Annotated in this window: 16 protein-coding genes; 10 read left to right on the top strand and 6 right to left on the bottom strand. The window is 70.6% G+C overall.

Features of this window, described 5'->3' with window-relative positions; genetic code table 11:
* Position 1 precedes the first annotated feature (1 nt).
* From OG390_RS43330 to OG390_RS43315, 4 genes are read right to left on the bottom strand one after another with little or no spacing between them, the layout of a single operon-like run.
* A complete protein-coding gene (locus OG390_RS43330) occupies positions 2–457 on the bottom strand; it encodes a MaoC family dehydratase (RefSeq protein ID WP_406175648.1) in 456 nt (151 codons plus the stop codon).
* The gene (locus OG390_RS43325) at positions 454–1,980 is read right to left on the bottom strand and encodes an acyl-CoA synthetase (RefSeq protein ID WP_406175647.1); all 1,527 of its coding nucleotides are present in this window, start codon (positions 1,978–1,980) and stop codon (positions 454–456) included. Before OG390_RS43325 ends, OG390_RS43330 begins: the two co-directional genes overlap by 4 nt.
* Before the next feature lie 51 nt (positions 1,981–2,031).
* Positions 2,032–2,904: an amidohydrolase family protein gene (locus OG390_RS43320; RefSeq protein ID WP_406178216.1), complete on the bottom strand. Its 873-nt coding sequence runs from the start codon at positions 2,902–2,904 to the stop codon at positions 2,032–2,034.
* A gap of 11 nt (positions 2,905–2,915) precedes the next feature.
* Complete coding sequence (locus OG390_RS43315) at positions 2,916–3,833, bottom strand: SDR family NAD(P)-dependent oxidoreductase (RefSeq protein ID WP_406175645.1); 918 nt, start codon at positions 3,831–3,833, stop codon at positions 2,916–2,918.
* Positions 3,834–4,152: 319 nt separating this feature from the next.
* On the opposite strand from OG390_RS43315, the gene OG390_RS43310 reads away from it, so the two are divergent.
* From OG390_RS43310 to OG390_RS43290, 5 genes are all read left to right on the top strand, one after another.
* A complete protein-coding gene (locus OG390_RS43310) occupies positions 4,153–4,581 on the top strand; it encodes a MarR family winged helix-turn-helix transcriptional regulator (protein WP_406175643.1) in 429 nt (142 codons plus the stop codon).
* Positions 4,578–5,345, top strand: a complete 768-nt coding sequence (locus OG390_RS43305; RefSeq protein WP_406175641.1) for an IclR family transcriptional regulator — start codon at positions 4,578–4,580, stop codon at positions 5,343–5,345. The genes OG390_RS43310 and OG390_RS43305 overlap by 4 nt, the downstream gene beginning before the upstream one ends.
* Positions 5,346–5,430: 85 nt before the next feature.
* The gene (locus tag OG390_RS43300; RefSeq protein ID WP_406175639.1) at positions 5,431–6,693 is read left to right on the top strand and encodes a sensor histidine kinase; all 1,263 of its coding nucleotides are present in this window, start codon (positions 5,431–5,433) and stop codon (positions 6,691–6,693) included.
* Positions 6,690–7,358: a response regulator gene (locus OG390_RS43295; RefSeq protein ID WP_399090695.1), complete on the top strand. Its 669-nt coding sequence runs from the start codon at positions 6,690–6,692 to the stop codon at positions 7,356–7,358. The genes OG390_RS43300 and OG390_RS43295 overlap by 4 nt, the downstream gene beginning before the upstream one ends.
* Positions 7,359–7,748: 390 nt before the next feature.
* A complete protein-coding gene (locus OG390_RS43290; protein ID WP_406175637.1) occupies positions 7,749–9,944 on the top strand; it encodes an MMPL family transporter in 2,196 nt (731 codons plus the stop codon).
* Positions 9,945–10,099: 155 nt separating this feature from the next.
* On the opposite strand, the gene OG390_RS43285 is transcribed toward OG390_RS43290, so the two are convergent.
* On the bottom strand, positions 10,100–12,781 hold the full coding sequence (locus OG390_RS43285) for an FAD/NAD(P)-binding protein (protein ID WP_406175635.1): 2,682 nt from the start codon (positions 12,779–12,781) through the stop codon (positions 10,100–10,102).
* Between the two features lie 305 nt (positions 12,782–13,086).
* On the opposite strand from OG390_RS43285, the gene OG390_RS43280 reads away from it, so the two are divergent.
* The 3 genes from OG390_RS43280 to OG390_RS43270 all read left to right on the top strand — a co-directional run bounded on the left by OG390_RS43280 (position 13,087) and on the right by OG390_RS43270 (position 17,566).
* Entirely contained in the window at positions 13,087–14,373 is a 1,287-nt protein-coding gene (locus OG390_RS43280) for an Ig-like domain-containing protein (protein ID WP_406175634.1), read from the top strand.
* A gap of 238 nt (positions 14,374–14,611) precedes the next feature.
* Positions 14,612–16,024 carry a glycoside hydrolase family 16 protein gene (locus OG390_RS43275; protein WP_406175632.1) on the top strand — a complete coding sequence of 471 codons (1,413 nt, stop codon included), beginning with the start codon at positions 14,612–14,614 and terminating at the stop codon, positions 16,022–16,024.
* 15 nt (positions 16,025–16,039) lie between these two features.
* Positions 16,040–17,566: a glycoside hydrolase family 64 protein gene (locus OG390_RS43270; protein WP_406175630.1), complete on the top strand. Its 1,527-nt coding sequence runs from the start codon at positions 16,040–16,042 to the stop codon at positions 17,564–17,566.
* A 76-nt stretch (positions 17,567–17,642) separates the two neighbouring features.
* Here OG390_RS43270 and OG390_RS43265 read toward each other — a convergent pair whose 3' ends face one another.
* Positions 17,643–18,530, bottom strand: coding sequence for an AraC family transcriptional regulator (locus tag OG390_RS43265; protein ID WP_406175628.1), 888 nt, complete (start codon positions 18,528–18,530; stop codon positions 17,643–17,645).
* Between the two features lie 146 nt (positions 18,531–18,676).
* On the opposite strand from OG390_RS43265, the gene tkt reads away from it, so the two are divergent.
* Entirely contained in the window at positions 18,677–20,764 is a 2,088-nt protein-coding gene (gene tkt / locus OG390_RS43260; RefSeq protein WP_406175626.1) for a transketolase, read from the top strand.
* A gap of 19 nt (positions 20,765–20,783) precedes the next feature.
* Complete coding sequence (gene tal / locus OG390_RS43255) at positions 20,784–21,953, top strand: transaldolase (RefSeq protein ID WP_406175625.1); 1,170 nt, start codon at positions 20,784–20,786, stop codon at positions 21,951–21,953.
* The last annotated feature ends 79 nt before the right edge of the window (positions 21,954–22,032 follow it).

Raw genomic sequence — 22,032 nt, 5'->3', positions numbered from 1 at the left:
GTCAGGCGTAGAAACGCGACAGGCTCTGCAGGACGGCGGCGGGCTTCCCGCCGCCGTCGATCTCTATCGTGCCGTCGACGGCGATCTGCACCCCGCCCGGCACGTCCTCGACCGAGGCGAGCCTCGCGACCAGACGGATCCGCGCACCGACCTTCACCGGCGAGGGGAAACGCACCTTGTTCAGGCCGTAGTTGACCTTCGTCGACACGCCCTCGACCTCCAGCAGCCCGGTGAAGAGCGGGATGAACAGGGAGAGGGTCAGATAGCCGTGCGCGATGGGTGCGCCGAAGGGGCCCTCCGCGGCCTTCTGCGGGTCGACGTGGATCCACTGGTGGTCGCCGGTGGCGTCGGCGAAGGTGTTGATGCGTTCCTGGGTGATCTCGATCCAGTCGCTGGTGCCGAGGTCGCTGCCCGCGAGCTTCTTGAGTTCGTCGAGGCCGTTCACGGTGGTGCTCATATGCGCTTCCCTGCTGTGGAGTTGGTGGTGCCGTACCGCGTACGGACACGGGACTTGAGGAGCTTCCCGGAGGCGGTGCGCGGGAGTTCGTCCGCGATGACGACCGACTTCGGGATCTTGTACTTGGCGAGGCGTCCGGCGAGCGACGCGAGGACGGCGTCCGGGTCCAGGTCGACCCCCTCGCGGGCGACGACGACCGCGCGCGGCACCTCACCCCACTTGTCGTCGGCGACGCCGATGACCGCGCACTCGACGATGTCGGGGTGGGCGAGGAGCAGGTCCTCGATCTCGGCGGGGTAGATGTTCTCGCCGCCGGAGATGATCATGTCCTTGATGCGGTCGACGATGAAGACATAGCCGTCCTCGTCGATCCGGGCGGCATCCCCGCTGCGGAACCAGCCGTCGGCGAAGACGGCGGCGGTCTCGTCGGGCAGGCCCCAGTACCCGGGCATGACGTGCGGGCCGCGGACGACCACTTCCCCCGTCTCCCCGACGTCGACCGGCGTGAAGTCGGGCCGTACGACCCGTACATCGCTGAAGAAGTGCGGCACCCCCGCCGAACCCGCCTTGCCGACCGCGTGTTCCGCGTCCAGGAAGAGGGTGCCGGGCGCGGCCTCGGTCATGCCGTAGCCCTGGAGGAAGGTGAGGCCGCGCTCCTGGTAGGCGGCGATCAGCGGGGTCGGCACCGGCGAGCCGCCGCAGGTGAGGATGCGCAGCGAGGACAGGTCGGCGTCGGCCCAGCGCGGGTGCCGGGCCACCTGGTCGAACATGGTCGGCACACCGAACATGAAGGTGATCCGGTGCCGCTCGATCAGGTCGAAGGTGGCCGCCGGGTCGAAGGACTCGACCAGGACGCAGATGCCGCCCTTGAGGAGCACCGGCAGGGTGAGCATGTTCAGCCCGGCCGTATGGAACAACGGGGCCGAGACCAGGGCGCGTTCGTCGGCGATCAGGTCGTGGTCGACGAGGACGTTGACCGCGTTCCAGGTCAGATTGCCGTGGGTGAGCATCGCGCCCTTGGGGCGGCCCGTCGTGCCCGAGGTGTACATGATGATGCAGGTGTCGTCGGCGGTGACGGGCTGGTCGATCGCCTCGTCGTCGGCCCCGGCGATCAACTCCTCGTAGCGGTCGCCGACTTCGACGAACGTCCGCACATCGGTGCTGCCCGGCAGGCCCGCGACGAGCCCCGCCAGCGACGGCGCGTAGACCAGGGCCTTGGCGCCCGAATCGCCCAGCTGGTAGGCGATCTCGGGTCCGGCGAGGCGGGGGTTGAGCGGCACGAAGACCGCGCCCAGGACACCCGCCGCGAAGAGCGTTTCGAGGTACGCCGGGTGGTTGGGGCCGAGATAGGCGATCCGGTCGCCGCGGCGCAGGCCCAGGGCGCGCAGGGCGTGGGCGAGCCGGGTCGTGCGGGAGTACAGCTCGGCGTAGTCGACGCTGCTGTCGCCGTGGATCAGGGCGGTGCGGTGCGGGGTCTTGCGGGCCCGGCGTGCGGGCCATGACCCCAGTCCCTCATTGCGCATCTGTCTGCCCCTGTCCGTCGTCGCACATGGGATGGCACATGGGGTGGCCCCTTACGGCGTGAGCCCGAGCAGGCGGGCGGCGTTCTCCTTGAGGATCTTCGGCTTGACCTCGTCCTTGATCGGCAGCTTCGCGAAGTCGGCGAGCCAGCGGTCGGGGGTGAGGACGGGATAGTCGGAGCCGAAGAGGACCTTGTCCTTCAGCAGCGTGTTGGCGTACTGCACGAGCTGTGGCGGGAAGTACTTCGGCGACCAGCCGGACAGGTCGATGTGTACGCCCGGCTTGTGCGTGGCCACCGCGAGCGCCTCGTCCTGCCAGGGGAAGGAGGGGTGTGCCAGGATGATCTTCAGATGCGGGAAGTCGGCGGCCACATCGTCCACGTGCAGCGGGTTCGAGTACTTGAGCCGGATCCCGCCGCCGCCGGGCACGCCGGCGCCGATCCCCGTCTGTCCCGTGTGGAAGAGGGCGATCGTGCCGGTCTCCTCGATCACCTCGTACAGGTCGTACGCCACCGAGCGGTCGTTGGGGAAGAAGCCCTGGACGCTGGGGTGGAACTTGAAGCCCTTCACCCCGTACTCCTCGACCAGTCGGCGGGCTTGTCTGACCCCCGCCTTGCCGCGGAAGGGGTCGATGGAGGCGAACGGGATCAGCACGTCCGGGTTGGCGGCCGCGGCCTCGGCGACCTCCTCGTTCGGGACGGGCTCGGTGCCGGTGGCGGACTCGGCGTCGACCGTGAAGATCACGGCGGCCATCTTCCGCTCGCGGTAGTGGGCGGCGGTCTCCTCCAGGGTCGGCTTCCGCTTTCCCTCGACCTTGAAGTAGGCACTGGAGGCGTCGTGCAGGTCCTCGCCGAGCGAGGAATGGCCCTTCGACGACACCTCGGCGTGGGTGTGGACGTCGATCGCGACGAGTTCGCTGAGGTCCATGGTGAGGGCCATCACGCCTCCGGCAGCTTCGGCGCGGGGATCCCGACGGTCTGCGGTTCGGCACCGACCGAGGTGGCCCAGGCGTCGGCCAGGGTGTCCGGGGTCCAGCCGCCGTCCGCGTACGCCGCCTTGATCTCCTGCGGATGCGACCAGAGTGCCACCTTGTCGCCGCCGATGCCGATGGCCTGCCCGGTGACCCCACGGGCGGCCTCGGAGGCGAGGAACGGGACGAGGGCCGCGCAGTCCTCGGGGGTGCCGAAGCCCTCGCCCTTGCGGAGGAAGTCGGGCAGCGGCTCGCCCTGCTTCATGGCCTCGATGTAGGGCGCGAAGGCCGGGATGGTCTCGGTCATCGCGGTCGCGGCGACCGGCACGATCGCGTTGACGGTGATGCCCGCACGGCCCAGCTCCATCGACCAGGTGCGGGCCATCGCGGCGATGCCCGCCTTCGCCGCGGCGTAGTTCGTCTGACCGAAGTTCCCGCGCTGCCCGGCCGGCGAGCCGACCAGGATCAGACTGCCGCCCTCACCCTGCTCGCGCATCCGCACGGCGGCGGCGCGGGCGCAGGTGAAGGTGCCCTTGAGGTGGGTGGTGATCACCGCGTCGAAGTCCTCGTCGGTCATCTTCCACAGGACCTTGTCGCGCAGGATGCCCGCGTTGGTCACCAGGATGTCGAGCCGTCCGAATTCCTCCACCGCGCGGGCGACGAGCCGGTCGGCGGCCTCTGAGGTGCCGACCGCGACCACCTCGGCGACGGCCTTGCCGCCGGCCTCGGTGATGGACTTGACGGCCTGCTCGGCCACGGCCTCGTCGACGTCGTTGACGACCACGCAGGCGCCGACGGCCGCGAGGGCGTGTGCGTAGGCCAGGCCGAGGCCACGGCCGCTGCCGGTGACGACGGCGACCTTGCCGGTGAGATCGATGCTGGGCACGAGGGGTCCCTTCGAAGCTTCGGATCAGCAAGCGCGGCCTGGGATGCCGAGCTGCGGCTACGAGATCGAAGCTAAGGACAATAATTGTTGACGTCAATAGTTGTTGCCGACTCATCCGTGCGTCATGCTGTGCGTAGTACGGCGTGAAAGCTGTCCGCGGTACGGCGCCGTCGTGAGCGCGGTACGGCCTCACGTCGTACAGAAGTACATCCGAACCGCCCCGCCCGGGGCCCGGCCCAGGGAGCCCGTCATCGCAGGTCAGCAGCGCGCGACAGAAATTGCCGGAGGCCCTGCCCCCATCGATGCCCAGGAACCGTGGATGCGCGGACTGCACGCGGACACCGGCTACCTCCTGTACCGGCTGGGGCTGCGCTCGGGGCAGCTGTTCAACACGTTCCTGCAGGAGTCGGGGCTCCGCCTGCGCCACTACGCGCTGCTCCGCTTCCTCGCCACCTCCGAAGGCGCGCTGCAGCGGGAACTGAGCTCGCAGCTCGGCTACGACCCGAGCGCGATCGTCGGGCTCGTCGACGATCTGGAGAAGCTCGGTTTCGCCGAGCGCCGCCCTTCACCGGACGACCGTCGCAGCCGGATCGTCGTGCTGACCGAGGACGGCCGGGCCTTCCTGCGCGACACCGACGAAGCCGGCCTGCGCGTCACGAACGATCTGCTCCAGCCCCTCGCCCCCGCCGAGCGAGCCACCCTGCACGCCCTCCTGCAACGGGTCGCGGAGACCGAACTCAACTCATGACCACCCTGTCCGCGCCCGACCGCCTGCTCGCCGTGCTCGCCGCCTTCGACCACGAGCACCCGGCCCTGTGCCTGTCGGACATCAGCCGCCGGGCCGGGCTCACCCTCACCACAGCCCACCGGCTGGTCGGCGCGCTCACCGAATGGGGCGCCCTGGAACGGGACGAGGACGGCGTCTACCACGTGGGCCTGCGACTGTGGGAGATCGCGGCGCTCGCCCCACGGGGCCTGGCGCTGCGGCAGATCGCGCTGCCGTACCTGGAGGACCTGTACGAAGCCACGCACGAGAACGTGCAGTTGGCGGTCCGCGACGGCTCCGAGGTCGTCTACATCGAGTGGCTCTCCGGGCGCTCCGCGGTCGGCGTCCGCATCCAGGTGGGCGCCCGCTGGCCGCTGCACGCCACGGGTGTGGGGCTCGCGCTCCTCGCCCACACCGAGGCGGCGCTCCAGGAGGCGTACTGCGACCGTCCGCTCGCCTCGTTCACCCCGCACACCATCACGGACCCGGCTCGGCTGCGCCGCCTGCTGGCCGAAGTGCGGCGCACGGGGGTCGCGGTGAGCAGCCGTCAGGTCACCGACGACGCCCTGTCGGTGGCCGCTCCGGTACGCGGCACGGGCGGAACGGTCGTCGCGGCCGTCTCGGTGGTCGTGCCCGAGGCCGACGCACAGGTACCGGCGTTGATCCCGGCGGTACGGCTGGCGGCGCGCGGGATCTCACGGGCGCTCGGATGGCAGCCCGAAACGCGGGCGGCGCGCGACGCGTAGGACGCCGGATATCCCTCTCATCGGTGAGGACTTCCCCGCCCGGCGGTCGGGATACTGGGACGGCCCTTGCCCTGAGGAGCCGTGTATGTCCGCTCAGTCCAGGTTCGCGCCCGCCGTCTCACGATGGCGGGCGGTGTTCTCACCCACCGCACTCCGATGGCGGTCGGTCTTCGCGCGGTTGCGCACGACGCATCCCTACGTTCTCGACACCGCGCTCGCCGCGCTGGTGCTGTTCGCCGCCTCGCTGCAGTGGATGTTCCCCGACGAGGGAGACGACCGGCTGTCCTGGCAGGGTTTCCTCCTGGCGGTCGGCACCGCGGTGCCGCTGGTGTGGCGGCGGCGGGCACCCTTCCTGTCCGCGTGCGCGGTGTCGATCTGCACGCCCGCCATGGCGCTGTATCACGCACCGCCACCGAACGTCGCCTACGGCGGACTGGTCGCCCTCTACACCGTGGCCACACTCTGCCCGCCCGCACAGCGCCGGTTCATGCTGGTGACCTGGCTGGTCGGCGCCTCACTGACGATGATGGCCAAGGAACACGCCCAGCCCTTCGAGTACGCCTTCCATCTGACGAGCTTCCTCAGCGCGTACGCGCTCGGGATCCTCACCCGCGTCCAGCGCGCGTACACCGCGGAGCTGGAGGACCGGGCCCGCCGTCTGGAGCGGGAGCGCGCCGCCGACACGGCGCGGGCGACGGCGCAGGAACGCGCCCGGATCGCCCGGGACATGCACGACATCCTGGCCCACGCGGTGAGCCTGATGGTGGTCCAGGCCGAGGCCGGCCCGGTGGTCGTGCGCAGCGATCCGGAACGCGCCGAGGCGGCCTTCGACGCGATCGCGACGAGCGGGCGCGACGCGATGCGGCAGCTGCGGCGCATCCTCGGCGTGCTCAAGGAGGAGCAGGTGAACGGGGCATCGGCCCGGTTGCCGCAGCCCGGCATCGCGGCCCTGGCCGAACTGGTCGGCCAGGTCGCGGAGTCCACCGGGCTGCGGGTGGACCTGAGCACGACCGGCGTGCCCCGTCCGCTGCCCGCGGACACCGAGGTCGCCGCCTACCGGGTGGTGCAGGAGGCCCTCACCAACACCGTGAAGCATGCGTACGCTTCCACGGCACGGGTCGAACTCGACTGGACGGAGGACGCGTTGACGCTCACGGTGACGGACGACGGGCGGGGGCCGGGTACACGTGGCCCCACCGCACCACCCGGCGGTCACGGGCTGATCGGCATCCGGGAGCGGGCCACCGCCTGCGGTGGCAGCGCGGACTCGGGGCGCGGTCCCGACGGCGGCTTCCGTGTCGCGGTACGCCTGCCCGCCACCGCCGACCGGCAGGCGGCCCTGGGGTGAGCATCCGCGTGGTGGTCGCCGACGACCAGGAGCTGGTGCGCAGCGGCTTCAGCATGATCCTGGAGGCGCAGCCGGACATCGAGGTGGTGGCGGAGGCCGGGGACGGCGTGGAAGCCGTGGCGGCGGTACGGGAGCACGCGCCCGACGTGTTGCTGCTCGACATCCGTATGCCGCACATGGACGGTCTGGAGGCGGCCCGTCTGGTGTGCGCGGAGTCCGGCTGCAAGGTCGTCATGCTGACCACGTTCGACCTCGACGAGTACGTGTACGAGGCGCTGTACGCGGGCGCGAGTGGCTTTCTGCTCAAGGACGTTCGGCGTGACGACCTGGTGCACGCGGTGCGTGTCGTCGCGGCGGGCGACTCGCTCCTCGCGCCTTCGGTGACCCGCCGTCTGGTCGCCGACATCATCCGGCGCCGCCACGCCGAGGCGGCCACAGAACCCGCGCCGGGCCGGCTGGAAACCCTCACCGCCCGCGAGGAGGAGACACTGCGGCTGCTCGCCCGCGGCCTGTCCAACGCGGAGATCGCGACGACGCTCTTCGTGAGTGAACACACCGTCAAGACCCATGTCAGCAACATGCTGGGCAAGCTGGGACTGCGGGATCGGGTGCAGGCGGTGATCTGCGCGTACGAGACCGGTCTGGTGACACCCGGCGCCTCCTAGTGCCGCGTCAGCCAAGGTTTGCCCGTCAAGGAGCGGCGTCCGGTGCGTGCTCTGGGGCCCCCGGCCGAAGGCTGGGGGAGTGCCGGCCGGAAGTCCTCGTACTGGACGTACTTGGGCTTTCGGCCGGTGCGGCGAGTGGGGACACCTCCCACGCCCTTGAGGAAGTGGGGAAGCGTGCCCGGCGTCGCGACGGGGCGAACCTCTGCTGACGCGGCACTAGGTCCTGTGCGGTGGGCGGGACCGGCTCCCTCGCAGGAGTGAGGCCGGACCCGGTATCCGTCGTGCGGGGGAGTTCCCGAAACCGCTCCCCACGGCGATCCGCCGGCCCCCTGTCCGGCGCGACGCTGAGTGGCGATGTCACCGACCGCACCCACCGCCGGGAGGCGTACCGTGCTCGCCACGATCTCCCGGGCGGCGACCCGCCGCCCGCTCACCGTGATTCTCGTCTGGCTGCTCATGCTGCTGATCGGCTTCGGCCTCGGCACGGGCGTGTTCAGCCGGCTCGTCGACTCGGTGCCCGATGTCCCGGGCACCGAGTCGGCCCGGGCCGCCGACTACCTCGACCGCGTCGACAAGAGCGGTGAGTCGATCACTGCCGTCGTCGCGGGCACCTCGGTCTCCGACCCCGGTCTGCGGTCCCAGGTCGCACGTGCGGTCGCCGATCTGCGTACGGTCTCGGGAATCGCCGACGTGCCCGACCCGTACAGCACCCACGGCCTCACCTCCGAGGACGGCAAGGCCCTCGTCATCCCGGTGACGCTCAAGGGCGACCTGAAGTTCAAGGACAAGAAGAAGGCCGTGGACACCGCGGCCGAGCGCATCCGGCAGATCGACGCGCCCGAAGTCCACGTCAGCGGCGGGCTGTTGCTCGGCCAGCAGATGAGCGGGCGCGCCCAAGGGGACGTTCAGCGGGCTGAGTTGATCTCCCTGCCGGTCGTCCTGGCGCTGCTGCTCGTCGTCTTCGGAGGGCTGCGGGCGGCCGGGCTGCCCCTGCTGATCGCGATCAGCGGAGTCGCGGGGGCGTTCCTGGCGCTCTTCGTCTTCAGTCAGTTCACCGACATCTCGGTGTACGCGATCCAGGTGACCACCATGCTGGGTCTCGGACTCGCCGTGGACTACGCGCTGTTGATGGTGGTCCGCTTCCGCGAGGAGCGACGGCACACCGACGATGTCATCGAAGCCGTGCACCGTACCGTCGCCGGCGCCGGGCGGACCGTCCTGTTCTCCGGACTCACGGTGGCCGTCAGCCTCACCGGGCTGCTGGTGTTCCCCAGCCCGTTCCTGCGCAGCATGGGTCTGGCCGTGGCCGCCGTGGTCGTCGTCGACATGCTCGCCGCGGTCACCCTGCTGCCGGCGCTGCTGGCCCTCCCCCACGCTCGGCTGCGCTCGCGCGGGGGGACCCCCACCGGCGCCCGCATCGCGCCGGCTCGCGCCCCTCATGAGGACGCCGGCTCCAAATCCGGTTCCAGGTTCGGCCTCAAGTCCGGCGCCGACCCCGACAACGAAGGCCGCGTCTTCGCCCGCCTCGCCCGGTTCGCCGCGCGCCGTCCCCTCGTCATCCTGGCCACCCTCGTCCCGGCCCTGCTGGTCCTCGCGCTGCCCGTCGCCGGAATGAAGATCAGCATCGGGGACGCGAAGCAACTGCCCTCCAACACCGAGGCACGACAGCTGTACGACATCGTGGACGCCCACTTCCCGCCCGGCACCGGGGTCTCACCGGTGACCGTGGTGGTGCGCCCCGGCGCGGCCCCGGACATGGTGGCCCGCATCCGCGCTCTCTCCGACACGACCGACTCCCGCGCCCTGCCGGGCGGCGCCACGCTGGTGCACCTCCAGCCGACCGGCAGCGTCGACGGCAAGGCGGCGACCGACCTGGTCGAGCGGGTACGGCAGGTGCGCGGGAGTGAGCCCGTCGAGGTCACCGGCGTCGCGGCCCGCCTGGTCGACTTCCGCGAGATGCTCGCCGAGCGGGCGCCCTGGGCGGCGGCCACCGTGCTGCTCGGTATCTTCGCGCTGCTCTTCGCCTTCACCGGCTCGGTCCTGATTCCGCTGCGGACCATCGCGACCACACTGCTCAGCCTGGGCGCCTCGCTCGGCGCGGTGGTCTGGGTCTTCCAGGACGGCCATCTGGCCGGGGCGCTGGGCGCCGAAGGGCTCGGCTCGCTCAGCCTGACGGCTCCGCCGCTGATCATCGCGATCGCCTTCGGGCTCGCCATGGACTACGAGCTCTTCATCCTCGCCCGGATGCGCGAGACCTGGCTGCGGACCGGCGACGCCCAGGAGGCCGTGGTGACCGGTCTGCGCCGCTCCGGACGCGTGGTCAGCTGTGCCGCACTGCTCCTCGCGATCGTCTTCGGGGCGTTCATGACCGGCGGCTTCTCCCCCATCCTGCAGATCGGCCTCGGGCTCACCCTGGCCGTCCTGATCGACGCGACCGTCGTGCGGATGCTCCTCGTACCGGCGACGATGGCACTGCTCGGGCGGCGCGCGTGGTGGGCGCCGGGCGCCATGCGACGGGCGCACGACCGGTTCGGGGTGAGCGAGGAAGCGCCGTCTCAGCCTCAGCCTCAACTGACCAGCGTCTGAGGGCCTGCCCTGTCGTCAACCTCCCTCTTGCCTGCGGGCGCACGGCGGGAGGTTGACGCCAGGGACCGGCCGAAGCACTCGGGCCCCGTCGCCGCCCGGCGACGGGGCCCGTGTCCGTCACGTGGTCGAACGAGACCCGGTACGAAACGGCCGGCTCAGCCGGGGAGCGCGGCGAGCAGCCGTCGGTCCCGTGGGGCCGCCCCGCGGTCGAGGCGGGTGTCCAACAGGCGCCGCGCCGCATCACAACGGCCCGCCGAGACAAGGGCGTACAGCAGGGTCTCCTCGACGACCTCACGCTGGGCCGCGCTGCCGCCCACCTTGCGGAGCACCGGCAAAAGCGCGTCGAGGCCGCGGGCGGCCTCGTGGAAGCGTTCCTCGACCAGGGCGGTGAAAGCCTGACAGAGCGGCACGATGACCTCGCGCTGAACGGGGTCGGCCCCTGCGGCGTGGTCGCGCAGGCGGCGCAGGGCCGCCACGTCTCCGGCGGCGGCGAGAGCGACCGCCGCGTGCAGCGCGGTGAACGCGGTCGCGGGCCGCTCGACCACCTCGCGCGCGACAGTGCCGAGAACGTCCGACGCGGGCACCTGCCCACGCCAGCTGTCGCTCAGTCGGGCCCGCCACAGCAGCGACCCGGAGTCGACCAGCGCCCGCACCCCCGTCACGCGCCCCGGCGCGAGCTGCGCGAACCACCGCTTGCGTACGGCAGCACGGTCGTCCAGGGCGAGTTCGTGCAGCGCGATGTGCCAGGAGAAGTGCGCCCGGTGGACGGCGCCCCGGCCCTGCCCGGACACCCAGGCGTCGAGCCAGTCGCGGCCCACCTCGTGCGCGCCGGACTCGTAGTGGACGTGGGCGAGCGCGTGCACGGCGTGCCCGGAGGCGGGTTCGGTGGCCAGGGCGCGGTGCGCCAGCTCGGCGGCCTCGTGGAAGCGGCCCTGTTCCTGGCGCAGGAACGCCAGCAGCGAGGTGTGGAACCAGTGCCCGTCGTACGCCGGCGAGGTGCGCTCTACCAGGCGCAGCGCGTAGGCGTCGTCGAGGTCGTTGATACCGGAGAAGGCGATGGTCGGCACGGCGGCGGCGAGCGCCAGCGCGTCGGCGGGGTGCCTGCCGAGATGCCCGAGCAGGGCGAGGGCACCCCCGTCCGAGGAATCGTCGTGGACGCGCCGCGTCACGACGTCCACGAAGGAACGTTCCCGCTCGTCGGCCCGTTCGCGCGCGGAGCGCTGCGCGTCGGCGAGGGCCCTGGGTACGTCGACGTCGGCGCCGCACTCGTGACCGAGCAGGGCGAGGGCGGCGTGCGCGAGCGCGAATCCGGGGTCGAGGGCGACCGCACGGCCGAAGGCGACCTCGGCGCCGGCCCTGACCTTGAGGACCCGGTCGAGCCCGGTGCGGTAGGCGGCGGCCGCCTCCGCGTGGGTGGACAGCGCGAGCCCGTGCCCGTCGACGGGCCGCCGGCGCACGGTGCGCCGGGGTGTCGACAGCGGCGCGAGCAACTCCTGGGCCAGGGCGGCGGCCTGGACACGGATCTCCGGGACGGCGGTGGTCTCCCACAGCTCGCCGCGGCGGGGAGCACCGAGCGTGAACAGCCGGCTTTCAACGCGGCCTTCGGCGTCGAGGAGATGGCCGTCCCGGGTCGCGGCGCCCATGCCCAGCGGGCCGCGCACCGCGGCACCGGATTCGAACAGCGAACGCCACAAGGGGTCTTCGAGACGCGGGCCGGGTCCGGTGCAGTCGATGACCCAACCCGTGCGTAAGTTCTGGCCGTCGGAGAGGGTGACCAGCACCGACCCGTCGTCCAGGACGGCGGCGTCGGTGACCGTTGCGGCATGCACCCGCAGTCGCCGGGCCGTACGGGCACGGGACACCGACTCGGCCGTCGCGGGCGCCATTCGATGGCGATGGGTGTTCCACAGCGCGCCCTCGCGCTCAAGGAACGCGACCCGCTCCTCGGGGGTGAGGCTGCGCCACAGCCGGGCGGTGTGCGGCCGCAGGCTGTCGAGCGCCGGGCGCCAGTCGCCGTGGGTACGGACGGCCCGGCCGATGTGCCGGTAGACCGTCCTGCGCAGCGCGGAGAGCGACGGCGCCTCGAGTCCGTCGGGGGCGGCCATCGTCGCGGCGGGGCCGATCGCGTGCGGCTGGGGCAGCAGGCCGCGCCGGGAGACGGCGTGCACGGTGCGCCCGGGCCGGTCGAGGCTCAGGGCCAGGTCCACGGCGGTGAGTCCCGTCCCCACCAGCAGGACATCGGCCGGTTCGGCGAGCGGACCGTCGAGGGCGCCCGGCGCCCAAGGAGACCGTATGAAGCGCTCGGACGTACGCAGTCGGGGCGGGGCCCAGTCGCCGCGCGCGGCGGCCGGCCCGGTGGCGAGTACCGCGCTGTCGGCCATCAGGCGTTCCCCACCGGCAAGTTGAAGCTCCACCCCGCCGCCGGAGGCGCGGGTACAGCTCTCCGCGCGGGTCCGCAGCCGGTGTACGGCAACCGTGCCGTGGGCGCGGACGATCGCCTGGGCCAGTGTGTCGGCCAGATAGGCGCCGTACCGGTACCGGGTGGCGAAGTCGGCGCCCCTGACGGCGGGTTCGCCGTGCCTGCACAGCCAGCGGGTGAAGTGTCCGGGGTCGTCGGGATAGCAACTCATGCCGCTCGCGGGCACGTTGAGCCGATGCCGTGGGTCGGGGGTGGCGTACGCCGTGCCGCGTCCGGCCTCCGGGGCCGGGTCGACCAGGACGAGGTCGAGGGGCGCCCGGCGACGCGCCGCCGTCTCGCACAGCTGGACGGCGGTCAGCGTGCCGGCCGCGCCCGCTCCGACGATGGCCACGGTGTGCCGCTTGGGGGCTGGAATCACGGATACCTCCGGCGGGGGTGTGCTGCGGGACCGGTAAGCGGAACTCCTTCTTCACTATTCCGACCGGAGAGGTGGGGAACGGTCCCCCGGGGCGTGCTCTCACCGGAAACTCAGGGCGCCGGTCGGCTGCTTCATACTCTGTTCACAATCCACCGCGGCCCGACAACCGTGGTTTCAGGCCGTCCCTCAGGGCGTCTTCACAGGAATCTCAGGTTGAGCCCCTCGGATTCAAAGATTCAACCCATGGAAGGGGCGCAGTATGCACCCGCAGTGGTGGTGATCGAAGAACCCAGGAAAGGCGTGCCGTGGGCGTCCCTCAGATATCGAACCGGTCCGGGCAGACAGCGAACCGGTCCGAGCCGGCACGGGGCGGGTCCGAGCGGCCGGCCTGGTCACGGCGCGGGATCCTCACCGTGCTCGGCGCCGTCCCGGCAGTCGCGCCGACGGGCTGCAGCGGCTCGGCGGACGCCTCGGAGGGGACGGGCGCGACGGCGGCCGCGGGCGCAAAGACCCAGGCCAAGGCCAAGGTCAAGGAACCCACCGTCACCGTCACCCCCGCCGACGGCACGAAGAAGGCCGATTTCACGAGCCCGGTCGAGGTCGCCGTGGCGAACGGCACCCTTGCGAGCGTCGGCGTCACCGGCAACGACGGTTCCACTCTGGCCGGTTCCTTCAACGACGCCCGCACGAAATGGACCTCCACCAGGAATCCGTACTCGGGCACCAAATACACGGTCACAGCGACACCACAGGGCGCCGACGCGCACACCGCGACCTTCGTCACGAAGTCCCCCGGCGAGACCTTCGTGGGCTATTTCACTCCCGAGGCGAATGCGACCTCCGGTATCGGCATGCCCGTGTCGATCAACTTCACCCAGGCCGTCAAGGACCGCGCCGCCGTCGAAAAGGCGATCACGGTGACGGCCGAGCCCGCGGTCGAGGTGGTCGGCCACTGGTTCAGCGACACCCGGCTCGACTTCCGGCCCGAGGCGTACTGGGCCGCGGGCACGAAGATCACGCTGAGCCTGCGGCTCAAGGACGTCGAGGGCGCGAACGATGTCTACGGCGTCCAGTCCAAGGACGTCACCTTCCACATCGGCCGTCGCCAGATCAGCACGGTCGACCTGCCGAAGAAGACGATGACGGTCGAGCGGGACGGATCGACGCTCGCCACCTACCCGGTGACCGGCGGCGACGCCGAGCACACCACCTGGTCCGGGATCATGGTGATCAGCGAGCGGTTCCGGCAGACCCGCATGGAGTCCTCGACGGTCGGTCTCGGTGACGAGTACGACATCCCCGACGTCCCGCACGCCCAGCGGTTGACCACCTCCGGCACCTTCATCCACGGCAACTACTGGGCCCCGACGTCGGTCTTCGGCACCAGCAACACCAGCCACGGCTGCATCGGCCTGCACGACGCCAAGGGCGCGAACGACACCTCCGTGCCGGGCTCCACGTTCCACAACAGCTCGACGCTCGGCGACGTGGTGATCGTCAAGAACTCGGGCGAGAAGACCGTGGACCCCGCCAACGGCCTCAGTGGGTGGAACCTGTCCTGGGCGGACTGGAAGGCGGGCAGCGCTCTGTAACGGTTTCACCGAAGGGGCGGGTATCGGCGGATCGCCGTGACCCGCCCCCTTCGCATGCACCGCCCTTCTTTCACGGCGTGAACTCCCATGCGCCCAAAAGACTTTCTCGGCTTCACCTCTTGACGGCCGGAGTGACGGAGAGCACATTGTCCGCGCAGCTGCTTTGAGAGCGCTCTCAAATCGCGTGGGAGCGCTCCCCACTTCACCGCGCACCCCACTCCGTACCGAAGAGGCACCCATGAGTGAAACTTCCGGCACACCCGGCGCATCCGGCAGACGCCGCCCTCTGCGGCGCGTACTCATCGCCGTGTTCAGCACCCTCGGCCTGGCGGCCGCCGCCGCCACGGCCGCCACCCTCCCCGCCAACGCCTCCGCCCCCACACCCCCGTCCGGCTGGTCCCAGGTCTTCCTCGACGACTTCAACGGGGCCGCCGGATCCGGCGTCAACACCGCCAACTGGCAGTACACGACGGGCACGAGCTACCCCGGCGGGCCCGCCGGCTTCGGTACCGGCGAGGTCGAGACCATGACCTCCAGCACCAACAACGTCTCGCTCGACGGCGCAGGAAACCTCCGGATCACCCCACGGCGTGACGCCGCGGGCAACTGGACGTCGGGCCGCATCGAGACGAACCGCTCCGACTTCCAGCCGCCCGCAGGCGGCAAACTCCGCGTCGAGGCCCGGCTCCAGATGCCGAACGTGACCGGCGCCGCCGCCAAGGGCTACTGGCCCGCCTTCTGGATGCTGGGCGCGCCCTTCCGTGGCAACTACTGGAACTGGCCCGGCATCGGCGAGCTGGACATCATGGAGAATGTCCAGGGGCTCAACACCGAGTGGGCCACCATGCATTGCGGCACCTCGCCGGGCGGCCCCTGCAACGAGACCTCCGGCATCGGCGGCAACACCCCCTGCACCGGGACCACCTGCCAGGCCGGCTTCCACACGTACGCCGTGGAGTGGGACAAGTCCACGAGCCCCGAGGAGATGCGCTTCTACCTCGACGGCGTCAACTTCCATACTGTACGGGCGAATCAGGTCGACGCGACCACCTGGGCGAACGCCACCAACCACGGCTACTTCCTGATCCTGAACGTGGCGATGGGCGGCGGCTTCCCCGACGCCTTCGGCGGCGGCCCGGACGGCGGCACGGACCCCGGCCACCCGCTGGTCGTGGACTACGTCCAGGTCCTGCAGTCGACCGGCGGCGGTGGCGGCACGACCCCGCCGCCCTCCGGCAACCGTGACGCCTACAGCGCCATCCAGGCCGAGTCGTACGACACCCAGGCGGGCGTGGGCACCGAGACCACCACCGACACCGGCGGCGGACAGAACATCAGCTCACTCGCGAACGGCGACTACGCGCTCTACAAGGGCGTCGACTTCGGTTCCACGGCGGCGCATCAGTTCTACGGCCGGGTCGCGAGCGGCGCGGCGGGCGGCGTCAGCGGACTCGTCGAGGTGCGTCTCGACAGCCGTACGAGCGCGCCGATCGGCAGCTTCGCGGTGGCCAACACCGGTGGCTGGCAGGCCTGGCGAACGGTGCCCGCGAACATCAGTTCCGTCACCGGAACCCACGACGTCTATCTGACCTTCACCAGCGGTCAGCCGGCGGACTTCGTGAACGTCAACTGGTTCGACTTCGGCCACTGACACGGGAGTTGACGAATGATCACATACTCCCCGGCCAGGTCCAGAGTGCCACGCCCCGAGGTCAGGCGGCTGGTGACGGCCGTCCTGACCGCCCTCCTCACGGTGCTGGCGCTCGGCCTGGCCGGGGCGGTGCCTGCCAGCGCCGCCGCCGACTACACCCAGGGCGTCACCTCGACCGGCTCCGGTTCGGTCCAGATCTGGTTCAAGCCGACCACCCCAGCGTCCCTGGTCGATGTGCACTACCTGTCCCCCAGTGCCGGTCAGCAGAACTTCCGGATGGCCAACAACGCGGGGATCTGGCAACAGAACGTCGGCGGCCTGCCGAGCGGCTTCACCCTGGAGTACTGGTTCACGTACGAGAAGGGCGGACCGCTCTACGACACCCCGCATTTCACCTACACCGTCGGCAGCGGCGGTGGGGGCGGTGGCGGGGGCGGCACCGGCAGCTTCCCGATCACCTTCCAGAACAACACCCGTGGGACGTACGCGAATTCACAGATCTACGTCACCGTGCTCGGTCAGGTGACGCCCGGTCAGTGGTCGTACATGAAGTCCGACGGGACCATGACCCGCATCAACCACCTGGACGCGAACGCGCCCGGACACCTGACCAAGAACGGCGTGAACTACCCCAACATGTCGTTCACGCTCGCCCAGTCGGGCGGCTCGGTCCCCTCCCCCACGTCGATCCGGGGCGGCCGGATCTACGTCTCCCTCGGCTCGCCCCTGTACATCCCGGTCTCCCCGGACGACCAGGGCTGGGGCGGCCCCGACCTGCGCAACCCCAACGACCCCAACACCGACGTCTACTACGACTGGTACGAGTACACGTACGTCTTCGGGCAGGTGGCCTTCGGCGGCAACACCACCCAGGTCGACCAGTTCGGCTTCCCGATGACCTCACGGCTGACGCAGGCCTCCAGCGGCTACGACACCACGCGGGGCATCACGCTGACCCGCGCCCAGGTCATGTCCCAGTACGCCGCCTCGGTGGGCGCGGCCTTCAAGCCGCTGCAGAACACGTACCGGATCACCGCCCCGCGCTCCTCCAACCTCTTCCTCGCGGGAGGCTCCCAGGCGAACTACCTCCAGTCGTACGTCGATCAGACCTGGTCGTACTACTCCACCCATCCCTTCAAGCTGACCCGGCTCGGTGAGACCTTCTCGGGACAGGTCTCCGGGAACACCCTCACCTTCACCAAGAACGGCGCCGGTCCCTACACGCTCCAGAAGCCGTCCTCCCCGGACGTCGTGGCCTGCGCGGGCGCGCTGGCCTCGGGCAGTGACCCGGAGAAGCAACTCGGCGCGGAGTTCTGCGCCGCGTTCAACCGGGGCGTGGCTCTCGACACCTCGGCCTGGTACACCCCGTCCGCCTACTACACCGGAGGCATCAAGAACGACTACGCCGCGTTCCTGCACACCGTTGGTCTCGACAAGCGTGCCTATGCCTTCCCCTACGACGACATCAACGACCAGTCGTCGGTGCAGATCCTGGGCAACGCGAACCCGCCGACCGGGCTGACGCTCGGCATCGGCTGGTGATCCACACTCGGTGAAGAAGTAAAGAGGGGGCGGGCCCGACGGCCCGCCCCCTTTCGGCGCGGCAACGCCCGCCCCCTCAGCGCAGCTCCGCCCGGAACGTCGCCGGGGTCGTGTCCGTGTGCTGATGGAAGAACTTGGAGAAGTTGGCCGAGTCGGGGAAGCCCACGGCGACGCCGATGCGGCCGATGGGCATCTCCGTGTGGGCCAGGAGCCGTTTGGCCTCCAGGATCACCCGCTTGTCGATGAAGCCCTTCGGGGTCTCGCCGGTGGCCGCGCGCACCGCGCGGACAAGGGTGCGGCGGGAGTAACCGAGGGCGTCGGCGTACGCGCTGACGCTGTGGTTGGTGGCGAAGCCCTTCTCGACCGCGTCCCGGAAGCGGGTGAAGGTGGTGTCGGTCCGCTCGCGCGCCGCCTCGGCGGAGCTCGCCGCGAGATGGGCGAGGCGCAGCAGGAACGCCGTCAGGGAGTGCCGGAGTACCGCGGTGTGCAGACTGAGCGGCAGCGTGGTCGTGTCGTTGTACTCGCGCTCCAGTTGGGCGAGGGAGTCCTCCAGGGCGGAGACCTGGGCCGCGTCGGGGTGCAGCAGCGGGGGCTGGTCGTAGCGGTAGAGGCCGGTCGCCTCGACCGTGGCGCGGGGCAGGAAGCCGGGCTGCATGATCAGGGCGGTCCCCGCGTACTCGCCTCTCCTGGAGAAACGGTGGACCTGACCCGGCCGGATCCACAGCAGATCGCCGGCCGTGACCTCGTACTCGGTGAAGTCGACCATGTGCGTCACCGGGCCCCCGCGGAACAGCATCACCACGTGGAAGTCGATGCGGTGCACACGGTCCAGCGGTGCCTCCTCGGCCCAGGCGCGGTCGGGCTCCATCGGTCGGACCTGCATGCCGACGCCGCTCACGCTCAGGTCGATGGGGAAGGGAAACGTTCTGATCCCGTCACCGTCTTGGGTTGTTCTGTCTGCCATGTCCTTCTCGCGTCGGCTCGGTACGGCGCTGCGTGTCCCACTTTCACCGAAGGCTGACACACGGGCACCTTCCCCGGCAAAAGTCAGACTTTTAGTTTTGAACACGTCCGAGCACTTACCCCGCTCCTATCGAGGACTTCTTGAAGATGAGCACGCAGACACCCGACAGCTTCTCCGACGGATTCGAGTGGTCCGAGCTGGACCGGCGTGCCGTCGACACCGCCCGCCTCCTGGCGGCCGATGCCGTACAGCAGGTCGGAAACGGCCACCCGGGCACCGCGATGAGCCTGGCACCGGCCGCGTACACGCTCTTTCAGAAGGTGATGCGTCACGACCCCGCCGACCCGGAGTGGACCGGCCGCGACCGCTTCGTCCTCTCCCCCGGCCACACCTCGCTGACCCTGTACACCCAGCTCTTCCTGTCGGGCTACGAGCTCGGGCTCGACGACCTGAAGGCGTTCCGTACGCACGGGTCGAAGACGCCGGGGCACCCGGAGTACGGGCACACGGCGGGCGTCGAGACGACGACCGGCCCGCTCGGCCAGGGTGTCGCCAACGCAGTGGGTATGGCGATGGCCGCCCGCTACGAGCGCGGCCTCTTCGACCCCGAGGCCCCCGAGGGTGAGTCCCCGTTCGACCACACCATCTGGGCGATCGTCTCGGACGGCGACCTGGAGGAGGGCATCTCCGCCGAGGCCTCGTCCCTCGCCGGCCACCAGAAGCTCGGCAACCTCGTCTTCGTCTACGACGACAACCACATCTCCATCGAGGGCGACACGGCGACGGCGTTCTCCGAGGACGTGCTGAAGCGCTACGAGGCGTACGGCTGGCACGTGCAGCGGATCGAGCCCGCGCTGGGCGGCGACATCGACGTCCACGCGCTGTACACGGCTCTCAAGACGGCGCAGGCCGAGACCGAGCGCCCCTCCATCATCGCGATGCGCACGATCATCGCCTGGCCCGCGCCGAACGCGCAGAACACCGAGGCCTCCCACGGCTCCGCGCTCGGCGCCGAGGAGATCGCGGCCACCAAGCGGATCCTGGGCTTCGACCCCGAGCGGACCTTCCAGGTGGACGCCGAGGTCCTGGACCACGCCCGGACCGCCCTCGACCGGGGCGCCGAGGCGCACGCCTCCTGGGACAAGCAGATCGCCGAGTGGCGTACCGCGCAGGCCGAGCGCGCGGGGCTCTTCGACCGTGTCGTCGCCGGTCAACTGCCCGAGGGCTGGGAATCCGCGCTGCCGGTCTTCGAGGCGGGCACGTCCGTGGCGACCCGCGCCGCCTCGGGCAAGGTCCTGCAGGCACTCGGCGGTGTGCTCCCCGAGCTGTGGGGCGGCTCCGCCGACCTGGCCGGCTCGAACAACACCACGATCGACAAGACCTCCTCCTTCCTGCCGAAGGGCAACCCGCTGCCGGAGGCCGACCCCTACGGCCGCACCGTCCACTTCGGCATCCGCGAGCACTCCATGGCCGCGGAGATGAACGGCATCGCGCTGCACGGCAACACCCGCATCTACGGCGGCACCTTCCTGGTCTTCTCGGACTACATGCGCAACGCCGTGCGCCTGTCCGCGCTGATGCAGCTCCCGGTGACGTACGTGTGGACGCACGACTCCATCGGCCTCGGCGAGGACGGTCCGACGCACCAGCCGGTCGAACACCTCGCCTCGCTGCGCGCCATTCCCGGCCTCAACATCGTCCGCCCGGCCGACGCCAACGAGACGGCGATCGTCTGGGCCGAGATCCTCAAGCGGCACGCCCTCAACCCGGCCCCGCACGGCCTCGCGCTCACCCGTCAGGGCGTGCCCACCTACGAAGCCAACCCCGAGGCGGCGAAGGGCGGTTACGTCCTGCGCGACTCCTCCACCCGGACGCCGGACGTCGTTATCGTCGCCACCGGCTCCGAGGTACAACTCGCCGTCGCCGCGCGCGAGCGGCTGGAGGCCGAGGGCGTGGGGACGCGTGTCGTGTCGATGCCGTCCGTGGAGTGGTTCGAGGAGCAGTCCGCGGAGTACCGCGAGAGCGTCCTTCCGCCGTCCGTGAAGGCCCGCGTGGCGGTCGAGGCGGGCATCGGTCTGACCTGGTACCGGTACGTCGGTGACCACGGACGCATCGTTTCTCTGGAGCACTTCGGCGCCTCCGCCGACGCCAAGACCCTGTTCGCCGAGTTCGGCTTCACCGCCGAGAACGTCGCCGCCGCCGCGCGGGAATCTCTTACCGCAGTCCGCGGTTGATCCGATCGCACAAAGGAAGATGATCACTGTGACCGAAGCAACCGCGACCGCGGTAACCCTGAAGCGCCTCTCCGAGGAAGGTGTCTCCATCTGGCTCGACGACCTCTCCCGCAAGCGGATCGCGTCCGGCAACCTCGCCGAACTCATCGAGACCAAGCACGTGGTGGGCGTCACCACCAACCCCTCGATCTTCCAGGCCGCCATCGGCTCCGGAGAGGGGTACGAGGAGCAGCTGGCCGATCTCGCGGTGCGCGGCGTGACGGTCGACGAAGCCGTCCGCATGATGACGACCGCGGACGTGCGCGCCGCCGCCGACATCCTGCGCCCGGTGTACGACGCGACCGGCGGCCGTGACGGCCGGGTCTCCATCGAGGTCGACCCGCGCCTCGCCCACCGCACCGGGGCGACCGTCGCCGAGGCCAAGCAGCTCGCCTGGCTGGTCGACCGCCCGAACGTGATGATCAAGATCCCGGCGACGCGGGCCGGTCTCCCGGCGATCACCGAGGTCATCGGCCTCGGCATCAGCGTCAACGTCACGCTGATCTTCTCGCTGGAGCGCTACCGCGAGGTCATGGACGCCTACTTGGCGGGCCTGGAGAAGGCGCAGGCGGCCGGGATCGACCTGTCCACCATCCACTCGGTCGCCTCCTTCTTCGTCTCCCGCGTCGACAGCGAGATCGACAAGCGGCTGGCTAAGGTCGGCACGGACGAGGCGCTCGCCCTCAAGGGCAAGGCCGCGCTCGCCAATGCCCGGCTCGCGTACGAGGCCTACGAGGACGTGTTCGGCTCTGCCGACAATGCGGCACAGCGCGGTGTCGGCTGGACCGCCCTCGCTGCGTCCGGCGCCCACAAGCAGCGTCCCCTGTGGGCCTCGACGGGCGTCAAGGACCCCGCGTACAAGGACACGCTGTACGTCGACGAGCTGGTCGCGCCGGGCACGGTCAACACCATGCCGGAGGCGACGCTGAACGCCACCGCCGACCACGGTGACATCCACGGCGACGCGGTGACCGGCGGCTACGCCGGGGCCCGTGCCGACCTGGCCGCAGTCGAGGCGCTCGGGATCTCGTACGACGAGGTCGTGAAGCAGCTGGAGGACGAGGGCGTCGCGAAGTTCGAGGCGGCCTGGCTGGAGCTGCTGGAGGCCGTCGCGACCTCACTCAGCGGCAAGGGAGTCGAGGGGGAATGACCAGGAATGAAGCGCTTCCCGACAGCGCCGCGCAGAATGCGCCCGCCGCGGCGAAGGGACTGGGTGACACGGCCGTGGA

This window comes from Streptomyces sp. NBC_00996 (assembly GCF_045162675.1).
Taxonomy (GTDB): domain Bacteria; phylum Actinomycetota; class Actinomycetes; order Streptomycetales; family Streptomycetaceae; genus Streptomyces.
The sequence above is the reverse complement of the archived record's forward strand: the minus strand, read 5'-3'. Positions and strand labels throughout refer to the sequence as shown.

Bases quoted from the DNA above. Each gene is read 5' to 3' on its own strand.
- OG390_RS43330 (WP_406175648.1), bottom strand. From the start codon at position 457: ATGAGCACCACCGTGAACGGCCTCGACGAACTCAAGAAGCTCGCGGGC.
- OG390_RS43325 (WP_406175647.1), bottom strand. From the start codon at position 1,980: ATGCGCAATGAGGGACTGGGGTCATGGCCCGCACGCCGGGCCCGCAAG.
- OG390_RS43320 (WP_406178216.1), bottom strand. From the start codon at position 2,904: ATGGACCTCAGCGAACTCGTCGCGATCGACGTCCACACCCACGCCGAG.
- OG390_RS43310 (WP_406175643.1), top strand. From the start codon at position 4,153: ATGCGCGGACTGCACGCGGACACCGGCTACCTCCTGTACCGGCTGGGG.
- OG390_RS43305 (WP_406175641.1), top strand. From the start codon at position 4,578: ATGACCACCCTGTCCGCGCCCGACCGCCTGCTCGCCGTGCTCGCCGCC.
- OG390_RS43300 (WP_406175639.1), top strand. From the start codon at position 5,431: ATGTCCGCTCAGTCCAGGTTCGCGCCCGCCGTCTCACGATGGCGGGCG.
- OG390_RS43275 (WP_406175632.1), top strand. From the start codon at position 14,612: ATGAGTGAAACTTCCGGCACACCCGGCGCATCCGGCAGACGCCGCCCT.
- OG390_RS43270 (WP_406175630.1), top strand. From the start codon at position 16,040: ATGATCACATACTCCCCGGCCAGGTCCAGAGTGCCACGCCCCGAGGTC.
- OG390_RS43265 (WP_406175628.1), bottom strand. From the start codon at position 18,530: ATGGCAGACAGAACAACCCAAGACGGTGACGGGATCAGAACGTTTCCC.
- tkt (WP_406175626.1), top strand. From the start codon at position 18,677: ATGAGCACGCAGACACCCGACAGCTTCTCCGACGGATTCGAGTGGTCC.
- tal (WP_406175625.1), top strand. From the start codon at position 20,784: ATGATCACTGTGACCGAAGCAACCGCGACCGCGGTAACCCTGAAGCGC.